11 protein-coding genes and 1 pseudogene are annotated in these 13,677 nt (G+C 72.8%); 11 read left to right on the top strand and 1 reads right to left on the bottom strand.

The features are described 5' to 3' along the window. Positions 1 to 148 precede the first annotated feature (148 nt). The 4 genes from ACLBX8_RS13065 to ACLBX8_RS13050 all read left to right on the top strand — a co-directional run bounded on the left by ACLBX8_RS13065 (position 149) and on the right by ACLBX8_RS13050 (position 4,096). A complete protein-coding gene (locus tag ACLBX8_RS13065; protein ID WP_020093181.1) occupies positions 149 to 1,351 on the top strand; it encodes a pyridoxal phosphate-dependent aminotransferase in 1,203 nt (400 codons plus the stop codon). Positions 1,352 to 1,377: 26 nt separating this feature from the next. Beyond that, positions 1,378 to 2,220 carry a DUF1932 domain-containing protein gene (locus ACLBX8_RS13060; RefSeq protein ID WP_447715279.1) on the top strand — a complete coding sequence of 281 codons (843 nt, stop codon included), beginning with the start codon at positions 1,378 to 1,380 and terminating at the stop codon, positions 2,218 to 2,220. A 427-nt stretch (positions 2,221 to 2,647) separates the two neighbouring features. Then, positions 2,648 to 3,028 (top strand): hypothetical protein, encoded by a 381-nt coding sequence (locus ACLBX8_RS13055; protein ID WP_091926382.1) that lies wholly within the window; start codon positions 2,648 to 2,650, stop codon positions 3,026 to 3,028. Between the two features lie 114 nt (positions 3,029 to 3,142). Continuing rightward, positions 3,143 to 4,096: a DMT family transporter gene (locus ACLBX8_RS13050; RefSeq protein ID WP_056523381.1), complete on the top strand. Its 954-nt coding sequence runs from the start codon at positions 3,143 to 3,145 to the stop codon at positions 4,094 to 4,096. A gap of 50 nt (positions 4,097 to 4,146) precedes the next feature. Here the strand turns inward: ACLBX8_RS13050 and ACLBX8_RS13045 are convergent, their stop codons facing one another. Further along, complete coding sequence (locus ACLBX8_RS13045) at positions 4,147 to 4,410, bottom strand: hypothetical protein (RefSeq protein ID WP_447699520.1); 264 nt, start codon at positions 4,408 to 4,410, stop codon at positions 4,147 to 4,149. Between the two features lie 336 nt (positions 4,411 to 4,746). On the opposite strand from ACLBX8_RS13045, the gene ileS reads away from it, so the two are divergent. The 7 genes and pseudogenes from ileS to ACLBX8_RS13010 form a co-directional block, all read left to right on the top strand. Beyond that, on the top strand, positions 4,747 to 7,713 hold the full coding sequence (gene ileS, locus ACLBX8_RS13040; protein WP_447699519.1) for an isoleucine--tRNA ligase: 2,967 nt from the start codon (positions 4,747 to 4,749) through the stop codon (positions 7,711 to 7,713). A gap of 85 nt (positions 7,714 to 7,798) precedes the next feature. After that, positions 7,799 to 8,314 (top strand): signal peptidase II, encoded by a 516-nt coding sequence (gene lspA / locus ACLBX8_RS13035; RefSeq protein WP_447699518.1) that lies wholly within the window; start codon positions 7,799 to 7,801, stop codon positions 8,312 to 8,314. 160 nt (positions 8,315 to 8,474) lie between these two features. Then, positions 8,475 to 9,140, top strand: coding sequence for a hypothetical protein (locus ACLBX8_RS13030; protein ID WP_020093175.1), 666 nt, complete (start codon positions 8,475 to 8,477; stop codon positions 9,138 to 9,140). A 159-nt stretch (positions 9,141 to 9,299) separates the two neighbouring features. Then, positions 9,300 to 10,709, top strand: coding sequence for a M16 family metallopeptidase (locus ACLBX8_RS13025; protein ID WP_447699517.1), 1,410 nt, complete (start codon positions 9,300 to 9,302; stop codon positions 10,707 to 10,709). A gap of 107 nt (positions 10,710 to 10,816) precedes the next feature. Continuing rightward, positions 10,817 to 12,112, top strand: coding sequence for a M16 family metallopeptidase (locus ACLBX8_RS13020; RefSeq protein WP_447699516.1), 1,296 nt, complete (start codon positions 10,817 to 10,819; stop codon positions 12,110 to 12,112). Positions 12,113 to 12,302: 190 nt separating this feature from the next. After that, positions 12,303 to 13,253 carry a ring-cleaving dioxygenase gene (locus ACLBX8_RS13015; RefSeq protein WP_447699515.1) on the top strand — a complete coding sequence of 317 codons (951 nt, stop codon included), beginning with the start codon at positions 12,303 to 12,305 and terminating at the stop codon, positions 13,251 to 13,253. A 314-nt stretch (positions 13,254 to 13,567) separates the two neighbouring features. Then, a pseudogene (locus ACLBX8_RS13010) lies at positions 13,568 to 13,677 on the top strand (ferredoxin--NADP reductase); the annotation flags it as partial.

Genomic DNA, 13,677 nt, shown 5'->3' with positions numbered 1-13,677 from the left:
CGTCCCGATTCCGAGGATCATAGCAGAAACGTCGCTCCCGCGCGCCGCCGCGGCGTCTCACGCTTGCCGGCTCAGCGTCCCGGGCCTAGGGTCCGCCGCGCCGCGGGGAAGCGGCGCCTGACCGCAAAAATCCGGAGCATCGCACGCCATGGCTCTCCTCGCCGACGTCCTCTCGCGGGTGAAGCCGTCCGCGACCATCGTGATGACCCAGAAGGCCCGGGACCTGAAGGCCTCCGGCGTCGACGTCATCAGCCTGTCGGTGGGTGAGCCCGACTTCGACACGCCCGAGCACATCAAGCAGGCCGCCATCGCGGCGATCCACCGGAACGAGACCCGCTACCCGCCGGTCTCCGGCATCGTGCCCCTGCGCGAGGCGATCGTGCGGAAGTTCAAGCGCGAGAACGGGCTCGACTACAAGGTCTCGCAGACCATCGTGGGCACCGGCGGCAAGCAGGTGCTGTACAACGCGTTCCTCGCCACGCTGAACCCCGGTGACGAGGTGGTGATCCCCCGCCCCTACTGGGTGTCCTACCCGGAGATGGTCGGGCTGTGCGGCGGCACGCCGGTCTTCGCCGACACCGACATGGCCAACGGCTTCAAGCTCCAGGCCGAGGAGCTCGACCGGGTCCTGACCCCGAAGACCAAGTGGATCGTCCTCAACTCGCCGTCGAACCCGTCGGGCGCCGCCTACTCCCGCGCCGAGATGAAGGCGCTCACCGACGTGCTGCTCCGCTACCCGGACGTGCACATCCTCACCGACGACATCTACGAGCACCTCACCTACGGCGACTTCGCGTTCGTCACGCCGGCCCAGGTCGAGCCGCAGCTGATCGAGCGGACGCTGACGATGAACGGCGTCTCGAAGGGCTACGCCATGACCGGCTGGCGCATCGGCTACGCGGCCGGGCCGGAAGCGCTCATCAAGGCGATGGACTTCGTCCAGGGCCAGCAGACCTCCGGCGCCAGCACGATCGCGCAGTGGGCGGCGGTGGCCGCCCTCGACGGGCCGCAGGACCACCTCGCCACGTTCCGGGCCGCCTTCCAGGGCCGGCGCGACCTCGTCGTGTCGATGCTCAACCAGACCAACGGGCTGACCTGCCCGACGCCGGAGGGCGCGTTCTACGTCTACCCGTCCTGCGCGGCGCTGATCGGCAAGCGGACCGAGGCCGGCAAGACCATCGAGACCGACGAGGACTTCGTCATGGAGCTGCTCCAGGCCGAGGGCGTGGCGGCGGTCCACGGCTCGGCCTTCGGCCTCGGCCCGAACCTGCGCATCTCCTACGCGACGTCGAACGCGGTGCTGGAGGAGGCCTGCCGGCGCATCCAGCGCTTCTGCGGCTCGCTGCGGTAGCGGCCCCAGGGTCCCGGAGGCGTCCCGTGCCCACGATCGCGGTGATCGCCCCGGGCGCCATGGGCAGCGCCGTCGGGGCCCGGCTCGCCGGGCACGGCGCCCGCGTGCTGACCTCCCTGGACGGGCGCGGGGCGGCGAGCCGCGCCCGGGCCGCGGCCGCCGGCATGGCGCATGCCGGGGACGGCGACCTCGCCGCCGCCGATCTCCTGCTCTCCATCGTGCCGCCAGCCGATGCGGAGGCGCTGGCCCGCCGGCTCGCGCCCGCCCTGGCGGCGGCCCCGCGCAAGCCGGTCTACATCGACGCCAACGCCGTCAGCCCGGAGACGGTCGGGCGCGTCGCCGGGATCGTCGCGGCCACCGGCGCGCCGTTCCTCGACGGGGCGATCCTGGGCCTGCCGCCGAAGCCCGGCGCCAAGGGGCCGCGCGTCTACGTCTCGGGTCTCGAGACGACCCCGGCCCTGGTCCTGCGCGACCTCGGCCTCGACCTGCGCGTCTGCCCCGGCGCGGTCGGCGCCGCCTCCAGCCTCAAGATGAGCTATGCCGGCCTCAACAAGGGCCTGACGGCGCTCGCCGCGCTCGTGATCGGCGCCGCCGAGCGCGCCGGCGCCGGGGAAGCGCTGCTGGCCGAGCTCGCCGAGAACGAGCCGGCGCTCCTGGCCCGGTTCGCCAGGGGCCTGCCCGACATGGCGCCGAAGGCCTATCGCTGGGCGCCCGAGATGGAGGAGATCGCCGGGTTCCTCGGGCCCGACGCGGCCGGGCGGCAGGTCTTCTCCGGCTACGCCGCGCTCTACCGGCGCCTCGCCGCGGAGGACGGCGCGGACGAGATCGCCGCGCTGATGCGCTTCGCCGCGGCCGCGGCGGAGCACTGATCGCCGCGGGGTCCCGGAAACGGCCCCGCCTCTGTTGCCGGCTCGGCTGTCACCCTCTACACGGGCTGTCCCCAGCGGCCGATGCGCCTGAAGGTTTCGCGAGCCCGCTCGGGCCTGCATGGCGGCGGGGTCGGCAGTGACGGGACGGTCCGGACCAGTTCTCTGGGCCGTTCCTGTGAGGCTCAGTGGGCCGAGTCGCTGCAGGAGTGTCGGGAGCGCGGGGAACAGGAACCGCGGGTCCGGCGCATGGCCCACATGATTTCCCACCCGATTCCGCCCGCGAGACGGGTCGCGGGCGCGGGTCCCTGCCCCGTTCCGGGACAGCGTCGTCCGGGTCCGTTGCGGCTTCGTTCACGCTCCCGCGCGATGATGCGTCCGGGCCGGGGATCCGGTTCCGCGTAACCGCGTTCTCTCGGGCCTGACGACCATGCGAGCCCTGCTCACCAGCGGCATCAAGGCGATCCTCGGCATCGCCGCGCTCTCAACCGCCGCGCACTGGACCCTGCGGGTGCAGCGCGAGTCCGCCGCCCCCGCGGTCGCGACGGCGAGCCTCGCCGAGCCCACCGCGACCGGCTCCATCGAGCCGCGCCGGGTCGAACGGGCCGCCGCGCTGGCGCCCGCGCCGGTCGCCGCGGCGGCGCCTGTTCCCGCTGCGCCCGCGCGCGCCGCCGCGGGGCTCGACCAGTCGCACCTCGCCGCCCTGATCGCCGGCGCGACGCCGCCCAAGCCGAAGCTCGCCAAGGCCGCGACCAAGACGGCCTCCGCCGAGAAGGCCCCCGCCGCCGAGAAGGTCGCGGCGAAGCGCTGAGCCGCCGCCGGCGCGGGCGACCGTGCCGGCTGCATGGTTCCCCTGCGCGCCGGCCGATACCCGTGCGGCGCCGGGCGTGGCAGGGGTTTCAGCCTCTACCGAGATTGGTCAGGCATGAGCACGCAGGTCGCGACCTCCGTCCCCGACGACAGCGCCGCGCCGCGCGCCGCTCCGGAGGCCGACCTCGCCGGCCGCCGGCGGATCGTCGGCATCGCCCTGATGTGCGGGGCCGTCGCCTTCTTCGCGAGCCTCGACGCCTGCGGCAAGACCCTGGCCCGGGCCGGCGTCGATCCCCTGGTCACCACCTTCATGCGCTACGCGGCGAGCGTCGCCATGATCTCGCTGTTCATCAACCCGGTGCGCACGCCGGGCGTCGTGAAGAGCCGGCGCCTGCCGCTGCAGATCGCGCGCTCCCTGCTGCTCTTCGCCTCCACGGCGCTCAACTTCCTGGCCCTGCGCTACCTGCAGCTCGCCGAGACGATCTCGATCCAGTTCGCCGCGCCGCTCACCGTGGCGCTGCTCGCCGGGCCGCTGCTCGGCGAGTGGTCGTCGCGGGCGCGGCTGGCGGCGATCGGCGTCGGCTTCCTGGGCGTGCTGGTGATCGTGCGGCCGGGCGTCGGCGGCATGCATCCGGCCGCGCTGCTCTGCGTCGCCAACGTGGTGGTCTACGCCTTCTACGCGATCATCACGCGCAAGCTCGCGGCCTACGACTCGACCGCCACGACCATGTTCTACACGGGCCTCGCGGGACTCGCGCTGATGGCCCCGCTCCTGCCGTGGATCTGGACGAGCCCGGCGAGCCTGACCCACTGGGCGCTGCTGTTCGGGGTCGCGCTGTTCGGGACGCTGGGCCACTGGCTGCTGGTGATGGCCCATGCCCGGGCCCCAGCCAACGTGCTGGCGCCGTTCATCTACACGCAGCTGCTGTGGTCGGTGACGCTCGGCTTCCTGCTGTTCGGTGACGTCCCGAGCCGCTGGACCGTGGCGGGCGCCATGATCGTCGTCGGCTCCGGCCTGTACCTCCTGGCGCAGGAGACGATCCGCCGGGAGGCGCGGCCGGCCGCCTGAGGCGACCGGCCGGACCCTGTCACGGGACCCTGTCAGCGGCCGAGGCGCGCTCAGCGGCGCTCCTGGCGCTCCATCCGCTCCTCGCGGCGGTTCTCGCGGGCCCGGCGGGCCGGGTCCGGATCGGTGCCGAGCACGCCGCCGACCGTGCCGGTCGCCGCGCCGACCGCGCCGCCGACGACCCCGCCCACGGGGCCGGCCGCGGCCGTGCCGTCCTCGACGCCGCGCTGGGCGCCGCGCGCCGTGCCCTGGGCCTCCGCGGCGCCCGCGTAGGCCAGCGGCGCGAGGGCGAGGGTCGCGATCAGAAGCTTCTTCATGGGGCTACTCCCGGATGTCTGTCCGAATCGGCTCCGCGCCGCCGCGGCGGGCGGAGGGTGTGTCGGTCAACGGTTCAGACGCCGATTGGTCCCATCCGCGGTCACGGGCGCGTGATCCGCGCTGCCGCTGGCCTCCGGCCGGGGCGGCTGGTAGAGAACCCGTCATGCACGCTTCGCGCGCCCTGCGCGGCCCCGGCCGCCCGATCCGAATTACCGGCCCGGCCTCCGCCTGAGGGCCCGCTCCAGCGCGGCCGCGCGGAGGTCCGGGATCCTCCTGCCGCCCGACCCGATTCCGCCGGCCCGACGCTGCCGGCCCGACCGCCGATGCGAGATCCGATGACCGCCCCCGAGACCGCGCCCGCCCGCGACTATTCCAAGACCCTGTTCCTGCCGCAGACCGAGTTCCCGATGCGCGCCGGCCTGCCGGTGCGCGAGCCGCTCTTCATCGAGCGCTGGAAGCGGATGGACCTCTACGGCAAGCTGCGCGCCCGCGGCCAGGGCCGGCCGAAATTCGTGCTCCACGACGGCCCGCCCTACGCCAACGGCAACATCCACATCGGCACGGCGCTCAACAAGATCCTCAAGGACGTGGTGGTCCGCTCGCAGACCGCGCTCGGCTTCGACGCCAACTACGTCCCGGGCTGGGACTGCCACGGCCTGCCGATCGAGTGGAAGATCGAGGAGCAGTACCGCGCCAAGGGCCGCAACAAGGACGACGTGCCGGTGATCGAGTTCCGGCAGGAATGCCGGACCTTCGCGGCCCAGTGGCTCGACGTGCAGCGCGAGGAGTTCAAGCGGCTCGGCGTCACCGGCGACTGGGACCATCCCTACGCCACCATGGCGTTCCCCGCCGAGGCCGTGATCGCCGACGAGCTGATGAAGTTCTCGATGAGCGGCCAGCTCTATCGCGGCTCCAAGCCGGTGATGTGGTCGGTGGTCGAGAAGACCGCGCTCGCTGAAGCCGAGGTCGAGTACGAGGAGCACGTCAGCGACACGATTTTTTGCGCGTTTCCGATCCGGTCCGGCGCCGAGGGCGATCTCGCGCAGGCGCGGGTGGTGATCTGGACGACCACTCCGTGGACGATCCCGGGCAACCGCGCCGTCGCGTTCTCCAAAAAAATTGCCTACGGCCTGTACCGGGTGACGGAGGCGCCGGCCGACAACTGGGCGGTGCCCGGCCAGACCTACCTGCTCGCCGACAGCCTCGCCGCCACGGTGTTCAAGGCCGCCCGGGTCGAGGCGTTCGCGCGCGTCGCCGACGTGAGCCCGTCGACGCTCGCCGGCCTGACCCTGGACCACCCGCTGGCCAAGCTCGGCTACGGCTTCGCCGTGCCGATGCTCGACGGCGACCACGTCACCGACGAGTCCGGCACGGGCTTCGTCCACACGGCGCCGAGCCACGGCCGCGAGGATTTCGAGCTCTGGATGGCGAGCGGCCGGCTGCTGCGCGAGCGCGGCATCGACGCGACCATCCCCTACACGGTCGACGCCGACAGCGTGCTGACAGAGGCCGCCCCGGGCTTCACCGGCACCCGCGTGCTCACCGCCAAGGGCGAGAAGGGCGACGCCAACAAGGCGGTCATCGCCGCGCTGACGGAGGCCGGGGCGCTGATCGCCCGCGGGGTGCTGCGCCACCAGTACCCGCATTCCTGGCGGTCCAAGAAGCCGGTGATCTTCCGCAACACGCCGCAATGGTTCATCGCCATGGACCGGCCGGTGGATTCGCTGGGCAACCGGACGCTGCGCGAGGTGGCGCTCCAGGGTATCGACGACACCCAGTGGGTGCCGACGCAAGGAAAGAACCGCATCACCGGCATGGTCGCCAACCGGCCGGACTGGGTGGTCTCGCGCCAGCGCGCCTGGGGCGTGCCGATCACCGTCTTCGTCCACCGCGACACCGCCGAGATCCTGAAGGACGACGCCGTCAACGCCCGCATCCGCGACGCCTTCGCGGCCGAGGGCGCCGACGCGTGGTTCCGGGACGACGCCGCGCAGCGCTTCCTGGCGCCCGACCACGACCCGGCCGCCTACGAGAAGGTCACCGACGTCCTCGACGTCTGGTTCGATTCCGGCTCGACCCACGCCTTCGTGCTGGACGATCCGGAGGCCTTCCCGGGGCTTTCTGGGGTGAAGCGCGTCCGCGACGGCGGCCAGGACCGGGTCATGTACCTGGAGGGCTCCGACCAGCACCGCGGCTGGTTCCAGTCCTCGCTGCTCGAATCCGCCGGCACCCGCGGCCGGGCGCCCTACGACATCGTCCTGACCCACGGCTTCGTGCTCGACGGCAAGGGCCTGAAGATGTCGAAGTCGAAGGGCAACGTCGTCGCGCCGCAGAGCGTCATCAAGGATTCGGGCGCCGACATCCTGCGCCTCTGGGTCGCCGCCTCCGACTACACCGACGACCTGCGCATCGGCCCGGAGATCATCAAGACGTTTGCCGAAACTTACCGGAAGCTGCGCAACAGCTTGCGCTGGATGCTGGGCTCCCTCGCGCACCGGGTCCCGGGCGACGACGTGGCGTACAAGGAGATGCCGGAGCTGGAGCGGCTGATCCTGCACCGGCTCGCCGAGCTCGACGGCGAGATCCGCGAGGCCTACGCGGCGTTCGACACCAAGCGGGTGGTGGCGCTGCTCAACGGCTTCATGACCGGCGACCTGTCGTCCTTCTACTTCGACGTGCGCAAGGACGCCCTGTACTGCGATCCCGTGTCCTCGGTCCGCCGGCGGGCGGCGCTGCAGGTGATCGACGAGGCCTTCCGCCGGGTGACGATCTGGCTCGCCCCGGTGCTCGCCTTCACCGCCGAGGAGGCGTGGCTCGACCGCTACCCGTCCGAGGACGGCTCGGTGCATCTCCAGACCCTGCCGGAGACCCCGGCTGACTGGCTCGACGCCCCCCTCGCGGAGCGCTGGCAAAAAATCCGGCGGGTGCGGCGGGTGGTTACCGGCGCCCTGGAGATCGAGCGCGCGGCCAAGCGCATCGGCGCGAGCCTGGAGGCGGCGCCGACGGTCTACGTGGCGGATCCGGAGCTTCTCGCGGCGCTCGAGGGCTGCGACTTCGCCGATACCTGCATCACCTCGGACATCGCCGTGGTGGCGGGCGAGGGCCCGGCCGAGGCTTTCCGCCTCGACGAGGTGCGCGGCGTGGCGGTGGTGCCGAGCCCGGCCGAGGGCCGCAAGTGCGCCCGCTCCTGGCGGGTCAGCCCGGAGGTGGGCAGCGACCCGGACTACCCGGACGTGACGCCCCGCGACGCCCAGGCCCTGCGCGAGTGGGACGCGGCGCATCCGGAGGCGAGCGCGGCGTGAGGGCGTTCCGCGTCGTCGGCGGCGCCACTCCCTCTCCCCGCCCGCGGGGAGCAGGGGGCGCCGGCCCGGGCCGAGTGCGCCGCCCGTGACGCCCTTCCGCGCCGGCCTCCTGGCCCTCGTCCTCACCCTGGTCCTCGATCAGGCCAGCAAGCTCGGCCTCTATTTCGGCACCGACCTCGTGCTGACGCAGCCCTGGCGGCTGGCGCCCTTCGCCGACTTCGTCGTGGTCTGGAACAGGGGCGTCTCCTACGGGCTGTTCCAGCAGGAGGGCGGGATCGGCCGCTGGCTACTCGTGGCCCTGTCGCTGGCCGCCGCCCTCGGCCTCGGGATCTGGATGCGCCGGGCCATGTCGCGGCTCCTCGGGATCGCCCTCGGGCTGATCGTCGGGGGGGCGCTCGGCAACGCCATCGACCGGGCTGCCTACGGCGCCGTCTTCGACTTCGTCCACCTGCATGCCGGCGGCTGGTCCTGGTACGTGTTCAACGTCGCCGACGCGGCGATCGTGGCCGGCGTGATCGGCCTGATCCTCGACAGCCTGTCCCCGGACGGCCGCAGGGGCCGGGCGTCCCCGCCGCAGGGCGACCCGGCGCCGCGCCTGTGATCCCTGCAACACACAGGTCCTCCCGCGTCCCCCTCCTGGCGCGACGCAGTCAAGGCGCCATACGATCGCCGGAAACCGGTCTCAGGCCGGGACCTGTCGGATCGGGCCGCGCCGCGGCCTTCCCAGAGCCGGACGCTCCGTCCGGAACCCGTGAGGCAGCATGACCGGGCATCGCAGGCTTCGTCCCCTCCTCTCCGCCGCGGTGGCCCTGGCTCCGCTCTGCGTCGTCGGTGCCGCGCACGCGCAGGAGCGCGGCGAGTTCATGCGCGACGCCCTGTCGGGCATCGGCCTCCTGGAGAAGCGCCAGGATCCGATCGACTATCACGAGCGGCCGCCGCTGGTGATGCCGCCCAAGATCGACGGCAAGGCCCTGCCGCAGCCGCGGGCGCGCTCCACCAGCACCGCCTGGCCGAAGGATCCCGAGATCGTGGAGCGCGAGCGCGCCGCCGTGGAGCGGCGCAATCCCAAGGGCTCCCAGGCCCAGGGCCGCTACGACGACAACAACGCGACGCTCTCCGTGGAGGAGATGCGCGGCGGCCGCCGTGCCGGCGCGGGCCTGACGACCACCGCCGAGCGCAAGCCCGGCGACAACAACCGCGACGACAGCCTGCTCAGCCCCTTCGAGCTGCTCAAGGGCAAGAGCGCCAACGCCGAGCCCTCCGACATCGAGCCGAGCCGCGACACGCTCACGGACCCGCCGACCGGGTACCGGCAGTCGCCCAAGCAGCTGGCCCGGCCGCCGTCGAGCGACCCGATCAACAACGCCAGCCGCGAGCGCGAGGAGTCGGATCCCCGCGCGTATCTCCGTCAGCGCGCGCAGCAGTGACGGGGGCGCCGTGTCGCCGTTGCAACGGCGACACGGCGTGGCAACATGAGATGATCGTCCCGGTGCGGTTCTTGCGCCCCGGTGACCAGGACGGCCCCGATCCGCGCGCGCATCCCGACGCGGGACGCTTCGATCCGGGGCCGGCAGAAGGAAAGCGGAATGCACCTGTTCAGGAAGGCGACGCCCACCCTCTTCCCGCTGCGTCCGGGCTCGCCCTACGGCGGCAGCGCCGGCCGGGGCGAGGCCGCGCCGTTCGGGCGTTCCGAGGCGGGCGGACCGGAAGTGACGGCCTTCACCCTCGACAACGGCCTCGACGTGGTGGTCGTCCCCGACCACCGGGCCCCCGTCGCCACCCACATGATCTGGTACCGCAACGGTTCGGCCGATGATCCGCTCGGCCAGTCGGGCATCGCCCACTTCCTCGAGCACCTGATGTTCAAGGGCACCGAGAAGCACCCGGTCGGGGCCTTCTCCAAGGCGGTGTCGGGCCTGGGCGGCCAGGAGAACGCCTTCACCAGCTACGACTACACCGCCTACTTCCAGCGGGTCGCCCGGGATCACCTCGGCACCATGATGGAATTCGAGGCGGACCGCATGAGCGGCCTCGTCCTCGACGACGCCGTCGTCGCCCCCGAGCGCGACGTCGTGCTGGAGGAGCGGCGCATGCGGGTCGAGACCGACCCCTCCGCCCAGCTCTCCGAGGCGATGGCGGCCGGCCTGTTCGTGCACCATCCCTACGGCATCCCGATCATCGGCTGGATGCACGAGATCGAGGGCCTGAACCGCGAGCACGCGCTGGCCTACTACAAGCGCTTCTACACCCCCGAGAACGCCATCCTGGTGGTGGCCGGCGACGTCACGCCCGACGAGGTCCGGCGCCTCGCCGAGACCACCTACGGCCGCGTGACGCCCCAGGGCGCCCGGCCCGAGCGCCTGCGGGCGCGGGAGCCGGAGCCGAAGGCCCTGCGCCGCGTCGCCGTCGCCGACCCGAAGGTCGAGCAGCCGACCCTGCAGCGCCTCTACCTGACCCCCTCCTGCATCACCGCCCGGGACGGCGGCTGCCACGACCTCGAGCTGCTGGCTGAGGTGCTGGGCGGCGGCTCGACCTCGTACCTCTACCGCAAGCTGGTCATGGAGACCGGCCTCGCGGTGAATGCCGGCGCCTGGTACATGGGCTCGGCGATCGACGACACCCGCTTCTCCGTCTACGCGGTGCCCGCCGAGGGCGTGCCCCTGGAGAAGCTGGAGGAGGCCGTCGACAGGGTGCTGCGCCGCGCCCCCGCGGAGGCCCTGGACGCCGAGGCGATCGAGCGCGCCAAGACCCGCCTCGTGGCCGAGACCGTCTACTCCTCCGACAGCCAGTCGTCGCTCGCCCGCATCTACGGCTCGGCGCTGGCGATCGGCGAGACCATCGAGGAGGTCCGCCGCTGGCCGACCGACATCGAGGAGGTGACGCAGGCGCGTCTCAAGGGCGCCGCCGAGCGCTGGCTGACGCCGGCCCGCTCGGTCACCGGTTACCTGACCAAGGCGCAGGATCCCGACGCCCCGGTCGCGATGGCCGCCGAGTAACCCCGGGTGCGTCCCGCCGGGCCCGTGACGGGTCTGGGCGGGGCGCTCTGCCGAACGGGAGCCCTGGCCCGCTCCGCTGTCGCCCGAGATAGAGACACGAGGTTCCCATGAGCTTGGCCGAGACTCTGGTCGAGACCACCGCCCAAACCGTCAGCTCGCCCACCACGGCGCTGCCGGTGACGACCGCCGCCGGCATCGAGGCGTGGCACGTCGAGTCGCCGGTGGTGCCGATGATCGCCCTGGCCTTCACCTTCGAGGGCGGCGCCGCCCAGGACCCGGCCGGCAAGGCCGGCTGCGCGCAGATGCTGGCGCGGCTCCTCGACGAGGGCGCCGGCGATCTGACCTCCGACCTGTTCCAGGAGCGGCTCGCCGCCCGGGCAATCGAGCTGTCGTTCCACGCGGGGGCCGACGCGGTCGGCGGCTCGCTGAAGATGCTGGTCAAGCACGCCGACGAGGGCATCGCGCTCCTCGCCCTGGCGCTGGCCAAGCCCCGCCTCGACCCCGACGCGATCGAGCGCGTCCGCGCCCAGATCATCGCCGGCCTGCGCTACCAGCAGAACGATCCGGGCGTGCTGGCCTCCCGCCGCTTCTTCAAGGAGGCGTTCGCCGGCCATCCCTATGCCCGCCCGTCCTCCGGCACCGTGGAGAGCGTGACGGCGATCACCCGGGACGACCTGCTGGCAATGCACGCCCGCATCATCGGCCGCGGCCGGGTGAAGGTGGCGGCGGTCGGCGCCATCGGCGCCGAGCAGCTCGCCGAGGGCCTGAACCGCGCCTTCGGAGCCCTGCCGGAGGCCGGGGCGCTGAAGGCGGTGCCGCGCACCGAGGTGCACGATCTCGGCAAGCGCGTCGTCGTCGACCTCGACGTGCCCCAGTCGGTGATCCGGTTCGGCATGGCCGGCGTGCCGTGGCGCGACCCGGACTTCATCCCGGCCTACGTGCTGAACCACATCCTCGGCGGCGGCGCCTTCACGTCCCGCCTGTTCCAGGAGGTGCGCGAGAAGCGCGGCCTCGCCTACTCGGTCGGGACCTCGCTCGTCAGCCACCGCTCGGCCGCGATGACCTGGGGTTACACCGCCACCAAGAACGAGCGCGTCGGCGAGGCCCTGTCGGTGATCGGCGACGAGATCGGCCGGCTGATCACGGACGGCCCGGACGACGACGAGCTCCAGAAGGCCAAGGATTACCTGACCGGCTCCTACGCGCTCGGCTTCGACACCTCGACCAAGATCGCCCACCAGCTGGTGCAGATCGCCTTCGAGGAGCTGGGCATGGACTACATCGCCCGCCGCAACGCCATGGTCTCGGCCGTCACCCAGGCGGATATCCGCCGGGCCGCCGCCCGTACCTTCGCGGACGGCAAGATGCTGGTGGTCGCCGCCGGCCGGCCCGTGGGGCTCTGAGAAGCGGGTCTCGGGACCGCGGTTCGGCGAAATCCGCCGCGCCCGGGTACCGATCGCCGCGTAGCGGCCGCGCCGCCGGTCCGGGGCGCGGCCCCGGAGGAACGGGTGCCGGCCGCCCGATCCGCGGGCCGCTCGCGAAGCCGCCGCCGCTCCCCACCTGAGGCGCGACGCGGCGAACCCCAGGACCGACATGCAGCTCACCGGCATCCACCATCTCACCGCGGTGACCGCCCGCGCGGCGGAGAACGTCGCCTTCTACACGGGCACGCTCGGCCTGCGGCTCGTGAAGAAGACGGTGAACCAGGACGACGTCTCGGCCTACCACCTGTTCTACGCCGACGGGCTGGCGAGCCCCGGCACCGACATCACCTTCTTCGACTGGCCGGCGCCCCGGGAGCGGCGGGGCTCCGGCAGCATCACCCGCACGCACCTGCGCGTCCCGGGCGAGGGCGCGGTCGCGTGGTGGCACGCGCGCCTGCGCGAGGCCGGGATCGTCGAGGCCGAGCCCGCCGCGCGCGACGGGCGCCTCACCCTCGATTTCGAGGATCCGGAGGGCCAGCGCCTCGCCCTGGTGGACGATGGCGGGACCGGGCCGGAGCATCCCTGGGACGGCTCGCCCGTGCCGGCCGCCTACCAGATCCGCGGCCTCGGCCCGATCCGGCTGTCGGTGCCGGACCCGGCCCGCACCGCCGCCGTGCTGACCGAGGTGCTCGGCCTGCGCCGGGACCGCGCCTTCGAGACGGGCGACGGCCCGGTGGAGGTCTACGCGATGGGACCCGGCGGCCCGGCCGCCGAGCTCCAGCTCCTGGCCGACCGGTCCGCGCCGGCCCGCCAGGGCGCGGGCGCGGTCCACCACGTCGCCTTCCGCATCCCGGACGGGGATTACGAGGCCTGGGCCGACAGGCTCCGGGCGGCGCGGGTGCCGAGCAGCGGGCCGGTGGACCGCTACTACTTCCGCAGCCTCTATTTCCGCGAGCCCAACGGCATCCTGTTCGAGATCGCCACCGACGGGCCGGGTTTCACCGCGGACGAGCCCCTGGAGACCCTGGGCGAGCGCCTGGCCCTGCCGCCGTTCCTGGAGCCGCGCCGGGCCGAGATCGAGGCCGGGCTCGCGCCGCTCCGGCCCGCCGCCCTCGTCTGAGGGCGGCGCGGGGCCGGCTCTGCGGCAACCCTCCCATGTCCGGAACGGCGCTGCGGAGCGTCCGCGAAGACGCTAAATCTTCGAACGATTCCAGGCCGTTCACTTCTTTCGCCAGTGTGATCCCGGCACGCCTTGACGGACGTGCCGCAACTGCGAAAGAAGCGGCGCGCGTGTGTTTGCAACCGGATCCGGGCGGGTTCCCTGCCGAGGATCCACCCCCGCCCGAGCGGGGCGGCGGGGATCCCCCGCACCACGGGCCCCGAATCGTCGGGGCCGTGTGCCGAGCGTCAGAGGATTCGAGGACTGATCCGTCGATGAGCAAGTTCTACGAGGAGCGCGTTCTGTCGGTCCACCACTGGACCGACAACCTGTTCTCGTTCCGCACGACGCGGGATCCGGCGTTCCGGTTCCGCAACGGCGAGTT

Source organism: Methylobacterium sp. D48H (assembly GCF_053345715.1).
Note: the sequence above shows the minus strand (reverse complement) of the source record. Positions and strands in the feature narration are given on the sequence as shown.